Annotated in this window: 10 protein-coding genes; 4 read left to right on the forward strand and 6 right to left on the reverse strand. The window is 43.7% G+C overall.

The window, feature by feature from the left end:
- The first annotated feature begins 2 nt into the window (after nt 1-2).
- Entirely contained in the window at nt 3-950 is a 948-nt protein-coding gene (locus Q0L00_RS01710) for a glycosyltransferase family 2 protein (protein ID WP_297335129.1), read from the forward strand.
- Here Q0L00_RS01710 and Q0L00_RS01715 read toward each other — a convergent pair.
- Genes Q0L00_RS01715 through Q0L00_RS01735 form a run of 5 tightly spaced genes read right to left on the reverse strand, consistent with a single transcriptional unit; the run spans nt 947 to nt 8,025 of the window.
- A complete protein-coding gene (locus tag Q0L00_RS01715) occupies nt 947-2,218 on the reverse strand; it encodes a pitrilysin family protein (RefSeq protein ID WP_297335130.1) in 1,272 nt (423 codons plus the stop codon). The genes Q0L00_RS01710 and Q0L00_RS01715 overlap by 4 nt on opposite strands.
- Entirely contained in the window at nt 2,218-3,423 is a 1,206-nt protein-coding gene (gene porV, locus Q0L00_RS01720; RefSeq protein WP_297335131.1) for a type IX secretion system outer membrane channel protein PorV, read from the reverse strand. The genes Q0L00_RS01715 and porV overlap by 1 nt, the downstream gene beginning before the upstream one ends.
- A 5-nt stretch (nt 3,424-3,428) precedes the next feature.
- Complete coding sequence (gene porU, locus Q0L00_RS01725; protein ID WP_297335132.1) at nt 3,429-6,686, reverse strand: type IX secretion system sortase PorU; 3,258 nt, start codon at nt 6,684-6,686, stop codon at nt 3,429-3,431.
- The gene (pssA, locus tag Q0L00_RS01730) at nt 6,683-7,375 is read right to left on the reverse strand and encodes a CDP-diacylglycerol--serine O-phosphatidyltransferase (protein ID WP_297335133.1); all 693 of its coding nucleotides are present in this window, start codon (nt 7,373-7,375) and stop codon (nt 6,683-6,685) included. The genes porU and pssA overlap by 4 nt, the downstream gene beginning before the upstream one ends.
- Nucleotides 7,372-8,025: an MBL fold metallo-hydrolase gene (locus Q0L00_RS01735; RefSeq protein WP_297335134.1), complete on the reverse strand. Its 654-nt coding sequence runs from the start codon at nt 8,023-8,025 to the stop codon at nt 7,372-7,374. The genes pssA and Q0L00_RS01735 overlap by 4 nt, the downstream gene beginning before the upstream one ends.
- A 55-nt stretch (nt 8,026-8,080) precedes the next feature.
- On the opposite strand from Q0L00_RS01735, the gene Q0L00_RS01740 reads away from it, so the two are divergent.
- Genes Q0L00_RS01740 through Q0L00_RS01750 form a run of 3 tightly spaced genes read left to right on the forward strand, consistent with a single transcriptional unit; the run spans nt 8,081 to nt 13,345 of the window.
- On the forward strand, nt 8,081-9,127 hold the full coding sequence (locus Q0L00_RS01740) for an FAD-dependent oxidoreductase (RefSeq protein ID WP_297335135.1): 1,047 nt from the start codon (nt 8,081-8,083) through the stop codon (nt 9,125-9,127).
- 21 nt (nt 9,128-9,148) lie between these two features.
- Complete coding sequence (locus Q0L00_RS01745) at nt 9,149-12,448, forward strand: biopolymer transporter Tol (RefSeq protein WP_297335136.1); 3,300 nt, start codon at nt 9,149-9,151, stop codon at nt 12,446-12,448.
- A gap of 15 nt (nt 12,449-12,463) precedes the next feature.
- Nucleotides 12,464-13,345, forward strand: coding sequence for a YicC/YloC family endoribonuclease (locus Q0L00_RS01750; RefSeq protein WP_297335137.1), 882 nt, complete (start codon nt 12,464-12,466; stop codon nt 13,343-13,345).
- A gap of 57 nt (nt 13,346-13,402) precedes the next feature.
- On the opposite strand, the gene Q0L00_RS01755 is transcribed toward Q0L00_RS01750, so the two are convergent.
- On the reverse strand, nt 13,403-14,974 hold the full coding sequence (locus tag Q0L00_RS01755; RefSeq protein ID WP_297335138.1) for a D-aminoacylase: 1,572 nt from the start codon (nt 14,972-14,974) through the stop codon (nt 13,403-13,405).
- Nucleotides 14,975-14,980: the final 6 nt, after the last annotated feature.

Below are 14,980 nucleotides of genomic sequence, written 5' to 3' on the forward strand. Positions count from 1 at the left end.
TTATGGTAAAACCTAGGGTTTGTATTATTTGCATTGCTTACAATCATGAGCACTGGATCCAGGAGGCCCTGGAGAGTGTTGCTATGCAGGATTATTATCACAAGGAACTCATCATTGTCGATAATGGGAGCAGCGACCAAACCCGTGACAAAATCCAATCCTGGGTTACGAGTTTTACGGGATTATTTACAGTCAAAACCATTTTTAAAAATGAGGAGCAGCCCTACTGCGCGCTTTTCAATGAGGTATTAGCCGAAGTAGACTGTGAGTATGTGGTAGATTTGGCCGGAGATGATGTCTTTTACCCAGATCATCTGAGCCAGTCGGTGAAACTTCTGGAAAAGGATAACCAGGCAGCTTTTGTTTTTTCGGATGCCTATATTTTGGACCAAAGGGGGGGGGTAAATAATTTCTACAAGCGAAATGGCTTTGGGGAATTGATGGAAGTGATCGAGTTGGGAATTATCTACGAAACCTTACTGAAACGGAGTTTTATCTGTGCAGCCACGATAGTATTTAACGCCCGAATTCTAAAAGCAGAAGGGGGATACGATGCGAGTTTATACTACGAGGATTTTGATATTCAACTTCGCCTGACCCGAAAATATCCTGTTTTGTTTTCTAATCACGTGGGGGTCTTAAAGCGTCAGCATCGCAATTCAATGTCCGCCGGCCAATATGCCAGTCACCGCTCAAATATGCTGCCTAGTACGGTTTTGATTTGTGAAAAGGCAAAAGAGATGAATCGTACGCCACAGGAAGATCATGCTTTGGGAGAGCGGGTCATGTACGAGCTCAAACACGCCCTATGGTCGGCCAATTTTCAAGCGGCAGATTCATTAATTGATCTTGGGAAAAGGCTAAAAATTAAACGACCTCTTTTTGGATTTTATAAGCTTTGGGCCAAAAGTAGAATCGATATTTCCTGGATTTACGAAAAAGCCACTTAGCCTACGATTACTTCCAGGAATGGGGAATCTTTAAAATACTTTTCTCCGGTTTGAAGGATGTCTTCAGATGAAAACCGTCTTAGAAACTCCAGTTTTTTGGCGTAAAAATCCAAATCTAAGCCAGAATGATGAACGGCTCGGAATCGATCCATCAGATCAAAAGAAGAGCTAAAACGACTCAACATCTGACCGATCTGGTAGTTCCGGACCGTTTCAAGTTCCTCCTGTTCCAAAGGTTCATGGACCAACCGCTGGATTTCACGATGGATTTCAGAAATGACTTCGCGGTTAAACGATTTCTGGACATCGGCACTGATGACCCAATAATTTGAGTTTCCGATTTCAGCTAGGCTGGAAAAGATTCCATAGGTGTGCCCTTTGTCTTCACGGATGTTTTTGATCAATCGAGAGCCAAAATACCCACCCAGTATGGTATTGAAAATGCTGAGAGAAATAAAATCCGGGTGATTTTTTGGGATAGAATAATAGCCTAGGCGAATGCTACTTTGAACCGCTGTTTCACGATTCTCGTGTAGTACCTCCATGGGGTTGAATTCATGGGAAATGATTCCCGAAGCCTTTGTTCTGATGGGGATTTGTTCAAGAAAATCTAAGATGTTTCTAAGCTTTTGGGAACTAAAGTCTCCTGAAATAAAGATTTCTGTTTCTTGCCACAATAAATGATCCCGATAAAAATGAATTTTTTCTGGATCGATGAGATCAACCTCCTTCTCTCCAATTTCAAAGCCGTAGGGATGCGTTGCTCCAAAGAGGCCTTTTCGAAACAACTGTCCTGCCCGAGAGGAGGTTCTTTCTCGTTCGAGTTGAATACTCAATCTTCGTTGGGACTTTCGTTTTTCCAGTATTTCTGGAGTAAAACTGGGTTGTTGAATCAGGTCCACCATCAACTCCAATACCGCCATGAGGTGCTTTTGAGTACTCAAAAGCGAGAGGCCCTCTTTGGAAAAAGTCAAAATTGGGCTGATTTCACTGGCGTGAAAGTCAAGGAAATTAGCGACATCCTGGCTAGACTTACTGGTGGTACCTTCCGATAGCATCTGTAAGGTAAAAGACGGAAGAAGGGTTTGCTCGAGGGGAAGCTTGTCCCGCTGCCCTTGGCAGGTGATGTCTATTTTTACCGCATCAATTCCCTGAGTGGGAAAATAAAAAACGTGGATTCCATTGGAGAGCGTAAATTTTTCCGGATAGCGTAATTCAAAATCCTCCGGAATTTTAAATTCAGGTGCTTGACTTCGGTCTAATAGCATTAGTTGGATGCGATCGTATAAAGCAAGGAGAACCTCAGGGTCTCTGCAAGTGGATGGTTTTGGGTTTGAGGTACCAAGTAGGAGAAGTCGAAACCTAGTCTTTTCAGATCAAAACCTGCACCCATGGTAAAATATCTTCGTCCACCTTTGTTTGGATTTTCATAAAAATACCCCGTTCTCAAGGCAAATTTTTCATTGTAGGAGTATTCTACCCCGAAAGAAACCATCACTTCCTGTAACTCCTCGGAAAATCCATCCGGAGCGTCGGCAAAAGAACCGAACATACCCGAAATCAAGGGTCTATTGGGATCTTTACCTCTCAAGACTTCCAAATTGCCATTTTCATCGGTGTAGAGGCTTCCATTATCGTTGGTTCGATAAACCGGAGGAGTAGGAACTAAAAGTTTGTTGAAATCCAGGGCAAAGGTGATGGAGTTCAATTCATTCAATTCGATCCCATAAGCGGTCCCGATTCTGAAATTTGTGGGGATGAAGTCCAAATCGTCTGCAGAATTGTAGGTGATTTTTGGACCGATATTGGTCAAGCTAACACCCCAGGAGAAGGTTCCTTCTCTAGACCCCGCCAAGATGGGTTTTGAATAATAAAGTCCTACATCCGTGCCCACACTGACACCGGGTCTTCCTTCAGATCCTCCCACCGAAGAAATACTTCCGGATAAATTGGAATGAATAAATCGAGCGGAGATCCCCAGGCCTAAATTAGAAGATAATTTTCTAGAGTAAGTACCCCCGATGGCAATATCCCGGGGATTGAATTCTCCCAGCGGATTCCCCCGTCCATCGGTGAGTTGGATATCGCCCATGTTAAAATAACGAAGATCAAAACCAAAGGCCGAATTTTCATCAATTTTGAAAAAGCCCGTCAGGTAGCTCAAAGACATGTCGTTCACCAATTTGCCAAGCCAAGGTGAGTAGGAAAGGGAAAACCCTGAGTTATCTTTAACAAAAGCAAGTTTGCCAGCATTCCAGTGCGCCGAATTGGCATCCGGAGAGGTAGCCACTCCCACATCTCCCATTGCCGAATGTCTGGAGTCGGGTGCAAAATTCAAAAATGGAACAGCCGTCGTAATGACACGGCGGTCTGGGTCCTGACCGGAAATGATTACAGAGTTTTGTGCAATGGTCGAATAGCTAGCCAGAGCGAAAAGTGCAATCAGTATGCTTGTCCGGTTTGTTTTGGCCATAGATTTCATTCAATTATGATTTTCCCGCTGGCAATAGCAGTGGTTTGATCCACTTCTGACTGTAGCGCTATTTTGTAAATATAAGTTCCTTTTGCTGGATATTTGGTTTGGTTTTGTAAAAAAATCCAAGATAAATCATCAATCACAGCATCAGCTTCCACTAAACGAAGGGAATCTTCAAATAGTATTCGTCCTTCTGAGGTATAAACTACTAAGATTAAATTAAGGTTTTCACCCGGTCGATTATGGTTGATTTCAAACTTGCTTTGAAGAGAGGTGGGATTGGGGAAAGTGGAGTGAGAAAGGATTTGAATCCGTTCACTTCCTGCCACCTCGATTGGGTAGGTTCGGGTCGTTTCATTGCCTGCCAAATCAAATGCGGTAATTCGGACTTGGTTGCTTCCTTCCCGCAGCGCAGTGAGCGTTAGATTTACTTTTCCACGGATAAAGTCCCCCTCTAGTGCTTGGTAGTCGTTGTTTAGAATCACCGGAGGGCTATCATTGACTTGCAGAATCAAGTTTTTACTAGGGTCTAGCCCACTGATATCAATTCCACTGCGGTCTTCTAGGGTGATTTCAGCCGGGATTTGGCGGGTTTGAAAGGATTCTGCTTGATCGGCAGGGATGCCATCCACCCATAAATTGACGATTGGTCCGGCTTCATCTTCTGCAAACCCCTGTGCTAATCCGCCGAGTAGCGGACGACTAAACCCGGAGGCGTCTTGTTGCCGCTGCTCATCGACTGCAAAAATTCGGATTGCCCCTCTTGCGGTCTGTTCGGCTACCTGAGCCGGGATTTTCAGTTTTCCGGAAATGGTTCCATTTGCAACGGGTACATTCCCTTGAAAAAGCAGTGTTTTTTCCTCTGTAAACACCGTGCTGCTACTTTCATCCCCCAAGGTCTCCACGGGTTTGGGGCGGTCCCAAACTTGAATGAGAGCCGATCCATTAAATTGGCTAGCTAATTCACCGGATTCCGGATCGACGACCTCGGCTTCATAGCTGACTTCACTTGCCGCAGAAAGCGATTCTACCTTTTCTCCCCTTTGATTTTTCAATTCGGTAAGTCTGACCTCAAAGTTGGGTGAGGCTAATCGGAGCGAAGGGTCTCCTAAGAGGCTGAAATTCCGGTTGAGTGAGCCATTCAAACTGTTGTTTTTGGTTTCTTTGAAAATTGATCCCAGATCAGCGAATGCCTGATCTGGGGTTTGAAAAACCGCTTGGACAAAAGCTTGATTCAAGGAAAAATTGATACTACTGAAAACCGGCCTTCCAGTGGTCAATAAACCAATTGCCCCTTTTGCTTCGACGGTCAATAATTCTTCTGCTGCTGAACGGATAAATGGACTATCGTGGCGCCCAAATTCGCAAGTGGCCGTAATCCAAAGCGGAAGGTTTCGTTGAACGGGCCAGTCTTGGATATCCTCTATCCGAAAAACCTGCTCTGCGGCAAGGGTAGTTTCATTGCCGTGTCCGATGTAATTTAAAAACAAAGTACCCTCCTGTAAGGTGCTTTTTAAAGCTTCTCTGGCAGCAGGTATCCGTTGGGTGTTTCCCTCGCGAATTTGCTCATACCGATCCAAATAAAGCTTGGTTTGACTGAACTCTGGATGATTGGTGGCCAAATAGTGACTGTGTGATTCGGCATCTCGGAGGTGAATATTAGTATCTGCATCATCGGCCATCAAGGTAAAATTTCGTTTCCATTGCAGGCCAGAGGGGTTGGATTCGTACTGGATTATTTTTTCGACCACGATGCGGGCTTCTCTGGAGTTGATCACCGGTAGTCTACCTACTCCGATTTGAAGGATTTCATCACCCTCCCTGCTTTCGATCCATTCTCCTTGGCCAAAATCAAGTAAGCCAAAAAAATCATCCGAACTAAATGTTGTCAGCGGATTGAGACTGGTTCTGCTGGTATAGGTTGGGATCAAATTGGGTCTACCCCCTAGTCTCCCTTTGTAATCGTAAGTTCCTTTTCCAAAAAGTAATACATTTTTCAACTGCTTTCCCCGATGGTAATGCCAGGCGATAAAGTTGCGGATAGCCACGGGGTCAGGATTTCCATAGCCAAATTCATCATAAATGGCCGGTAACCGAACTACCTCAGCAACTACCCCCTGTGAAAGTTTGTGAATTCGAAGGGATTCGGCAGCTTGGAGGAGTAAATCCGGACTGATAATCAATAAATCAGGCCAAACGGTGGAGCCTCGAAGGTTCGGGTCAACCGGAGCCAACTGCTCAATGGCTTGAATATCTTTGTCCTCAAAAATAACTATTTCAGAGGCATTGATCTGAACGGGGTTCCCCGCATGTGAAATTTGTATGGGCTGGTAAAAATCTTCAATTGCCCAAACGAACTGCTCTTCTCGGAGGTGAAGGTTGCTGAAGTTTTGGCTGGATTGGTAAGCCCCACTGGAGGGATTTTCAGGGTCAATGGGCCTTCCTACCAGCACATAATTCAAGTACCCAGAAGCTGATGAATTGCTACTTTGGTATTCAAGGCGGAGGGCATTGAGTTGACCATTTTCAGGCTGAAATTCAGCTTGAAACTCCGATTCGATTCCCTTGATGCCGTAGGTGGAGCTAGGAATAGCAGCGATTTCGAGGGATTGAATAACTTGTTCCTGAGCTATAATTTCAAACTTTCCCCCCCCGGTGGAAGCACTCATCAAAACGCCTCGAATTTTCCAAAGTTTGTCGCTTGAGCTTGCTAAATCAACGGCAAAAGACCGAGATCCGCCTGCTCGAATGGGATCAGAGTACCAAACTCTCCCAGAATTTAAAAGATTAACCGCATCTTCTTTGATTGATTTCCACTGATATAAAGTTGAGCCTATGGAGTTTGTTTCAATAGCTTCCACTTTTCGGATTCGTTGGGGCTGTTGGGTCTGTCCAATCAGGTAATTTAAGGTATCCAGGTAATAATGGTGGCGGTAGGAAGGATTTCCCAGCGAATCGGAAATGACATGTGGACCGGTGAGAAAAACCCGCAGGCCGGTGGCTGTTTCTTCAGCTGGGATTTCTCGTAAATCCAAACTGGCAGAATCCAGCTTTTGGGGAAGTCGTCCCGGATATCCAAAAAAAGAAACCTGGGAGGGTTCCGACCAGCCCAGTTCGGCCAATTGTTGATTTGAAATTTCATATATCCCGGTTTGGGTGACTGGGAACTTATAAAATCGCCCTTGAGCCAAAGTCTGCTCCATGAGCAGAAAAAGCCCAGCTATTCCCAGAAGTATTTTTATTCGTGAATGTAAAATCATGCCTTGCTTAGGCTGTTTTCTACCAGGGAAAGGATCAAATAGCTAAGAATAATCAGTGGAATCCCTGCCAATCCAAAAGCCAAAATTAATCCGATTCCAAATCCAATCAGCACATATCTAAATACATTCTTTTTGAAAGAAAAGTTTTTGAATTTCAATGCGATGAGAGGAATTTCGGCCACCAAAAGGAACGAAAGGACTCCTGCCAATACCAAATAAGCCCAAGGAGTCAAAAAGAATCGCTCCAAATCAATCCATTGAGTGAAAAGATAGGGGAGGGTAGAAATAAAAAGTGCATTGGCAGGGGTGGGTAAGCCGATAAATCGATCGGATTGGCGGGTGTCAAGGTTAAACATGGCGAGTCGAAGAGCCGAAAAAAGTGGAATAGTTAAGGTGAAATAAGCCAGCCAAGAACCTGGACTAACCTGCTCACACATGCTGAAAAGCACAAACCCCGGCAAAACTCCAAATGAGACCAAATCTGCCAACGAATCCAGCTGCTTACCCAATTCCCCGGTGACTTGGAGCATACGGGCAGCAAATCCATCCAAAAAATCAAAAAAAGCGGAGAGAATAATAAACCAGGCGGCAGAGAAAATTTCCCCTTCGATAACCCAATGAATCCCTATAATGCCTGAAAGTAAATTCAGTAAGGTGAGGGTGTTAGGAATGTGTGATTTTAGCTTCAAAGTCTGGCGTTTTTACCTACAAATGGATTGTGGATTTTTTCAAATCCAATGGTTGTCTCTGGCCCATGACCGGGATAAATTACCGTCTCATCGGGTAGGCTGAAAAGTTCTGATTTGATCTTTTCGAGCAAAAGGTCGTGATTTCCCCCAGGCAGATCTGTCCTTCCGATGCTCTGACGAAAAAGAGTATCGCCTGCCAGACAGATTCCGCTCTCTTGATGATAAAATACCACATGGCCTGGAGCATGGCCCGGTACGTAGCGCACCTGCAAGGTTTGGTCTCCAATTTTGATGTCCTGATCGGTGGAAAGATAGCCATCCGGTTCGGTGGGTTCATAGCGATGGAACCCATAATTAGGGGCATAAACCTTCACAGAATTCAGTACTGCAATGTCTTTATCGTGAATCAGTAAGGGAATATCAAAGGTATGTTTGACCCAGGCATTTCCCAGCACATGATCAATGTGGCAATGGGTATTGAGCAAAAGCTGAGGACTCAGATTTTGTTCCAAAATAAAACTCCGTAATTCTTCTTGCTCATCGGTTTCATAGCATCCAGGATCTATGATCGCAGCAGCCCCATGTTGATCGTAGATAAGGTAGGTGTTTTCCTGAAAGGGATTGAATGTGAATAGCTTAATTTTTAACATAGTTTTTGTCTCTGGGGAATTAACAAAATAAGGAATAAAACCTTTTATTTGGACTATGGAAACAGATTTTTTGCTTATCGGGCAAGGTTTAGCAGGTACTGCTTTGGGATTTCGTCTCAAGGAGGCCGGTAAATCAGTCAAGATTTTCGACCGACCCGATCTCAACCAATCCAGTCGGGTGGCGGCAGGATTATTTAATCCGGTAACAGGGAGAAAAATGGTCAAAACCTGGAATGCGGACTTGTTATTTCCGGAAATCATCCCATTCTATCGCCAGATGGAGAGGCTTACTTCCAGGAAATTTCTCCGCGAGCAGGGGATTTACCGCCCCTTTTTATCCATCGAGGAGCAAAATGAATGGATGGGAAACAGTGCCGAAACGCGTTTTTCCCAATTCCTTTCTGCCATTCATCAGCAAAGTCAATCTCCCTTTCTCAACGATCCCTATGGTGGAGTGATGCTCCAAAATAGTGGCTGGCTGGATATCAATCCATTATTGGATGGAATGCAAGCCTATTTTGGGGAGGATTTGATAAGGAATCAACTTGACGTTTCGGATATTCAACAGGAAGGAGAGTTTTGGGTTGTAAAAAATATCAAGGCTAAATCCCTGGTGTTTTGCAATGGATTGGGGGCCATGAATTCTGATTTTTTTAATTTTTTACCTTTTGCACCGGTCAAGGGAGAAATTTTGGAAGTAAAACAAGGCTTTTCCCCGGATTACATCGTAAATAGAGGAGTCTTTCGGGTGCATCTGGGCAATGACCTGCATCGGGTGGGATCAACTTATACCTGGCATGATTTAGACCAGGGTCCCACAGAAAGCGCGAAAAAGGAATTGACTGAACGATTGAGCGGATTGATCAAATTGCCCGTTGATGCCTATATTTCTCAAAAAGTAGGCATCCGTCCAGCAACTAAGGATAGAAAACCCTTTTTGGGAAAACATCCTGTAAAGCAAAACGTTTACTTGTTTGATGGTTTCGGAGCGAAAGGAGTGTCGTTAATCCCTTATTACAGTAAGGTCATGACTTCTTTTTTGATCAGAAACACGCCACTTCCCCAAGAGGTAGATATCGCGAGGTATTTTAATTATATTTAACCGACTAAGAAAAATTTTCGAATGCGATTAAAAGTAAACCATCTTCTACTCTTACTAGGGCTCTGGTTGGTTACCGGGGTCAGTTTCGCACAATTTGATCAAGAACGATTCGGTAAAAACAGGATTCAGCATAAGGAATTCGAGTGGTATTATTTTTCCTCCAATAATTTTGAGGTCTATTATTATGACCGAGGGGGAGCCAATGCCAAAATGGCTATCGAGTTTCTCGAAGAAGAATTTCAGCGGCTGACCCAAATGATTGGCTATGTGGCCTATACCAAGCCCAAAATTTACATTTACAATTCCCCCGAAGAACTCCTTCAGAGTAATTTAAACCTGAACAAAGAAGAATATAATGAAGAAGGGCAAACCAATTTCAGTCGCCTTATCGCTGAGGTAGGCTACAAAGGTCGGGTGGATTTATTCAAAGAGGACTTAATCTATGCCACTTCGAAAGTAATTATCCAAGAAATGCTTTACGGAGCCTCCGTAGCCGATGCATTTCAGTCTAATTTGATGAATTCTTTCCCTGATTGGTACGTAGAAGGGATTGCGCTATACCTCGCAAAAGGCTGGAGTAGGGAAATGGATGATTTCACCAGACAGTATTTTAAAGAAGAAGAAAATCCAAAAATTCTCAAATTGAGCGGATTGGAAGCTGGGTTGGTCGGCCAGTCGGTCTGGAATTACATTGCAGAGCGCTACGGGAAACGCTATATTTCCAGCATTCTCAATCTCTCAAGGATTAATCGGAATGAAGAAAATAGTATAGCCAATACGGTTGGTCTAAACTACAAGACGTTTACTCAAGATTGGAAAAATTATTACCTCACGATCAATAAACAGGTCAATACCAATTTCAAGTCTATCGAAGCTTCGCAAGGAATAGCCACTACCTCTGCACGAGTTACCGGAGCTATTACCGATATCAAGTTTAGCCCAGATGGGATTCATTTGGCTTATGTTCTTAATAATGGGGGCAAGTATAAAGTTCAGGTAAGGGAACTGTCCAGCGGAGTAGAACGCACCCTCCTTCAAGGAGGTGCGGTTCATCAGGATCAAGAGGCCAATCTTCTGACCCCGGTCATTGCTTGGAGAGATTCCTCAAATTTAGCCATTGCCTCTTTCAAAAGGGGACTGACGACGCTACGCTTAAGGTCGATTGATGGGACGAATCAGGACAAAATATTTTTGCGTAATATCACTCAAATCTTAAGTATGGATTACAATAGCACGGGACGAAATATGGTCCTTTCGGCTATTTCTAATGGAAAAACGGATATCTATTCCTTAAATGCGCGAGGGGGTGGAAGGAGACTAACCAATGATGAATTTGATGATCTCACTCCCATGTTTTTAAATGATTCTACCATCATTTATTCGACTAATTATTCCGATATTCCGGATTCGGTAGCCTCCGATGATCCGAGCTTGAGTATTTTTGAGGAAAGTTATAACCTATTTAAGATTGAAGTAAGAGACACGATACGAATTTCCCGATTGACTAATTCTTTTAGTAAAAACAGTATCCCTCGAAAAGTCAATTCCAATAACTTAGTCTACCTCAGTGATTTGAGTGGGATTACGAATTTGATGCGATTGAACATTGGCAATGAGATCGCCAATCAAATTAGCGCATGGGACAAAAGTGTGGAGGTTTTTGATGTGACCAGTAGGATGAATAAAATCGCCTTTGCTGTACGGGAAGGCAAGCAGTCATTTCTGGTTGTTCAAAATTACAGCGCGGCGGATCAATTTACGCCGAGCACCCCTCGAATTCAGCTCGAACAAGCCAAGAGTCTGAATGAACGAATTGCAGCCAGACGTCGCTTGGATACCAATACAGCGGAAGAACGAGAGAAAACTCCTGCTGTCGAGGAAAAGAAGCCAAGTGTTCCCCAAGCCGAAATCCCGGTGGATACCATTCGTACTAGCCCGCAAACTTCCAGTATCAATATCGATCGCCTAAAATTTCAGAATTCTAGGGGAATCAATACTGAAAATTATCAGTTTGATACCATTCCCGGAAATTTTCAGGCAGGGGAATCCGGACAAGGATCAAATCAATTTAACCTGTTAGAAAGTTTTCGTGCTCAGAATCTTCAAAAGCGGGTCACGGGTCCTCAGTTTATGGAGCCCCAGTTTTTTACCAATAGCATCAACTCTAGATTTGTCATCGATCCTCTTCGCGGGTTTGGGATCAATCTCCATGGAAAAATGACCGATCTATTGGACAATCACGTTTTTCAAGGGGGAATTATGACCGCATTGGACTTTAGGTCCGGTGGAGATGTGTTTTTTGAATATGAGTACCTGAAAAGCCGCTTGGATTTCCGTGGACGTTTTGACCGCAGGACGATCCGAGTCACCGAGGGAGACATTACCTTTCAGAAATACGTGTTAACCAAGGCGGAGCTTGGAGTTTCTTATCCGTTCAACATTAATTCGCGATTCACTCTTGCCCCCTTTATTGCCAAGAGTCAATACTTCAATTTGAACTCGGATTCATTGATTTTAGCGACCAATCCAGAATTGAATCGGTTTGATGTGAATTATGTCGGGGGGAAAGCGGAGTTTGTTTACGACAGAACGCAGCAAATCGGCTTATATTCCCAAGCCGGATTGAAGGGTAAAATGGGAATCATTCATTACCAAGGATTGAATGAAGGCAATCGAAGTTTTTCCAATTTTTACCTAGACTTTCGGAATTATCAGCGAATCCATAAAAATATCATCTTAGCCTCACGCCTGTATACCGGTTCGTTCTTTGGGAAAAATCCACAAACCTACCTTGTGGGAGGGATGGACAATTGGTTATTCAATTCCTTTTATCGCCCACCCACCAATAGACCCGAAGTTTCTCCGGTACGAAACCCAGGAGGCGAGGAAAACTCCAATATTCTTTTCGCAGACTTTGTCGACCTGAGAGGGTATGATTACGATGAAATCCGGGGAAATAACGTAATCACTTTTACAACAGAGCTGCGTATTCCCGTGTTTTCTTACCTCACTAGGGGAAATATCACATCTAATTTTATCCGAAATTTCCAATTGGTTGGCTTTTACGACATCGGGTCCGCTTGGGATGAGGCTGCTCCCTGGGAGCGGGTCAATGATCAAAATACAGAAGTAATTAATACCGAAGGTTCACCTTTCACCATTACACTCAATAATTTCAATAATCCTTGGCTTCAAAGTTATGGTGCAGGTATCCGCACTGTATTGCTCAATTATTATGTCAAATTTGACATAGCCAGACCAATTAGGAATTATGAAACCGAAGACTTGAAGTTCTATGTATCTTTGGGCTATAATTTCTAATCGAATAAAATCAGCATGATAAAATCAATGACCGGCTTTGGAAATGCCGGATGGGAGGATGATCGCTATGTCATTCATATCGAAGTAAAATCCCTTAATTCCAAGTTTTTAGACTTATCCATAAGAAGTCCACGACAGTTTTCGGATAAAGAACTTGAAATTAGGACGCTCGTTCAGGGGATTCTGGAACGGGGAAAGGTTAGCGTGAGTATTGAATTTTTGTCCAAAGCAGGCAGTGACTTGCCGGTGCTGATTAATGAAGACTTGTTTCGATCCTATTACCATAAGTTTAAGGATTTGGCTGAATCGGTCGGTGCAGATGCTTCTGAGGTTTTCAAACTTGCCTTACAAGCCCCATCGGTCATGAATTCCACCGCCATAGAAACTGCCGATGTGGCCGAAGAATGGATTTTGGTCAAGCGGGTTTTGGAAGAGGCGATTCTTAAATGTGATGGATTCCGGCAAGACGAAGGGAAGGTACTTTTCGAAAAGTTAAATGAAACTATTCAAGAAATCGCTCAAAACCTCGATTCGGTAAAATCTGAAGAAGGGAGAAGAAAGACTAAAATCCAAGATCGGATTCGAAACCATTTTAACGAATGGCTTGATGAAAATTCCTTTGATGAGAATCGATTTGAGCAAGAGCTGATCTATTATTTTGAGAAACTGGATATTACCGAGGAGCTGGTGAGATTGGATACCCATCTAAACTATTTCACCAAAACGCTTTCTGAGGAAACGGGTCAAGGTAAAAAGCTGGGATTTATTTCTCAGGAAATTGGCCGGGAAATTAACACCATCGGTTCCAAAGCCAATGATGCAGGAATTCAGCGCTATGTCATTCGAATGAAAGATGAGCTTGAAAAAATCAAAGAGCAGGCCTTGAACGTTTTGTAAGTTTCAATTGAAAATCAAAGCTGTGAAAAAAGGGTTTCGCAGCTTTGAATTTGCTTATCAGAGTTGATTTTTTCGGAGAATCTGCCCGTATCCCCGGTTTAAAAATCGATGGTCCTCCACTACCATATGGCCATTGATGATCACAAAGGGAATGCCTTCGGGGTATTGATGGGGATCGGTAAAGGTAGCTTTGTCAATTATTTTATCAGCATCAAAAATCACAATATCGGCAAAATTCCCTTCCTTGATCCTACCACGATCAGGGATACCCAGCCGCTTGGCTGAGAGCCCCGTCATTTTATAAATGGCTTTTTGAAGATCTAAAACTCCTTTTTCTCGGGTGTAATAGCCGAGTACTCGCGGAAAGGTACCGTATGCTCTAGGGTGAGGATGACCTTCCCCGGGCCTGGAAAGACGTCCATCCGAGCCGATCATAGTCATGGGGTGTTTCATGATATTTTCCACATCTTTTTCATCCATCGCATGGTAAATTGTTCCTGTACCCCCATTGAGCTGGGCTTGAATGACCAACTCTGCTCCATTTTCAATACTCGGCTCCAATCCTTCCATTTCTAGCCAATCCGCTAAGGTTTTACCCTCGAGGTCCTTTTGCCAACTCACCCGCGAAAATTGGATTCTTGAAAGGTCGTTCCCGCCTCGATCATTTAGAATATTGAAGATGATGCCAGATTTGATGCTGTCTTTTAAGGCAGGGTCCTTTACTCGCTCTTCAAATTTATCCCCTTCCAAAGCCCAGCTGGGGATTAAAACACTAATTCCCGTATGACTTGCTGCGTAGGGGTATTGATCCATCATGATATCCAATCCCGCCGATCGAGCCGAGTCAACTAATTCCAGAGTACGGGCACTTTGTCCCCACATTTTCACCCCGATCGCTTTATGATGCGTCAGTACCACCGGGATTGTTGCCGCTTTTGATAGTTGAATTGCTTCCTGTACTGCTTCAATTAAGCCCAATCCTTCTTCCCGTAAATGGGAAGTATAGATGCCGCCGGCAGCTGCTGCTACTTGCGAAAGCGCTATGATTTCATCCAATTGGGCAAAGGTCCCGGGGAGGTATTTAAGTCCTGTGGAAATACCAAAGGCTCCCGCATCCATCGCCTGGGCAACATAACTTTTTAGCGTAGTTAATTCTTCTGGAGTAGGTTCGCGATTTTCATTCCCCATAATTTCCCTTCGGATGGTATTGTGCCCGACTAGGTAAGCGAGATTGGGACCTATTTCCATCTGATCTAAGGAATCCAAATAATCAGAAAATGGCCAAGGACCTCCGCCATCTGGTCCTCCCAAAGCCAAGGTCACTCCCTGCCTGAGCAAGCTTTCGGCCAGTGGCATTTCCATGATAGGTTCTAAATGGGTGTGCATGTCAATAAATCCTGGAGAGACAATCAACCCTTTTGCATTGATCGTCTTTCTTGATTTTTGCCCGGCAAGCTCTCCAATCCTTGCTATTTTACCATCTCGGATTCCCAAGTCTGCCTCAAGGGGTGGATTATCCATTCCATCGTAGATGGTTCCGTTTAAAATCAGAATGTCAAATGTTTCCTGTCTTTGACAGGAAAAAAAGATAAGGAAAATCAGAATTAAGGCAGAGGAATGATTTTTCATCACGAA

Source organism: Algoriphagus sp., from assembly GCF_024305035.1.
GTDB lineage: Bacteria > Bacteroidota > Bacteroidia > Cytophagales > Cyclobacteriaceae > Algoriphagus.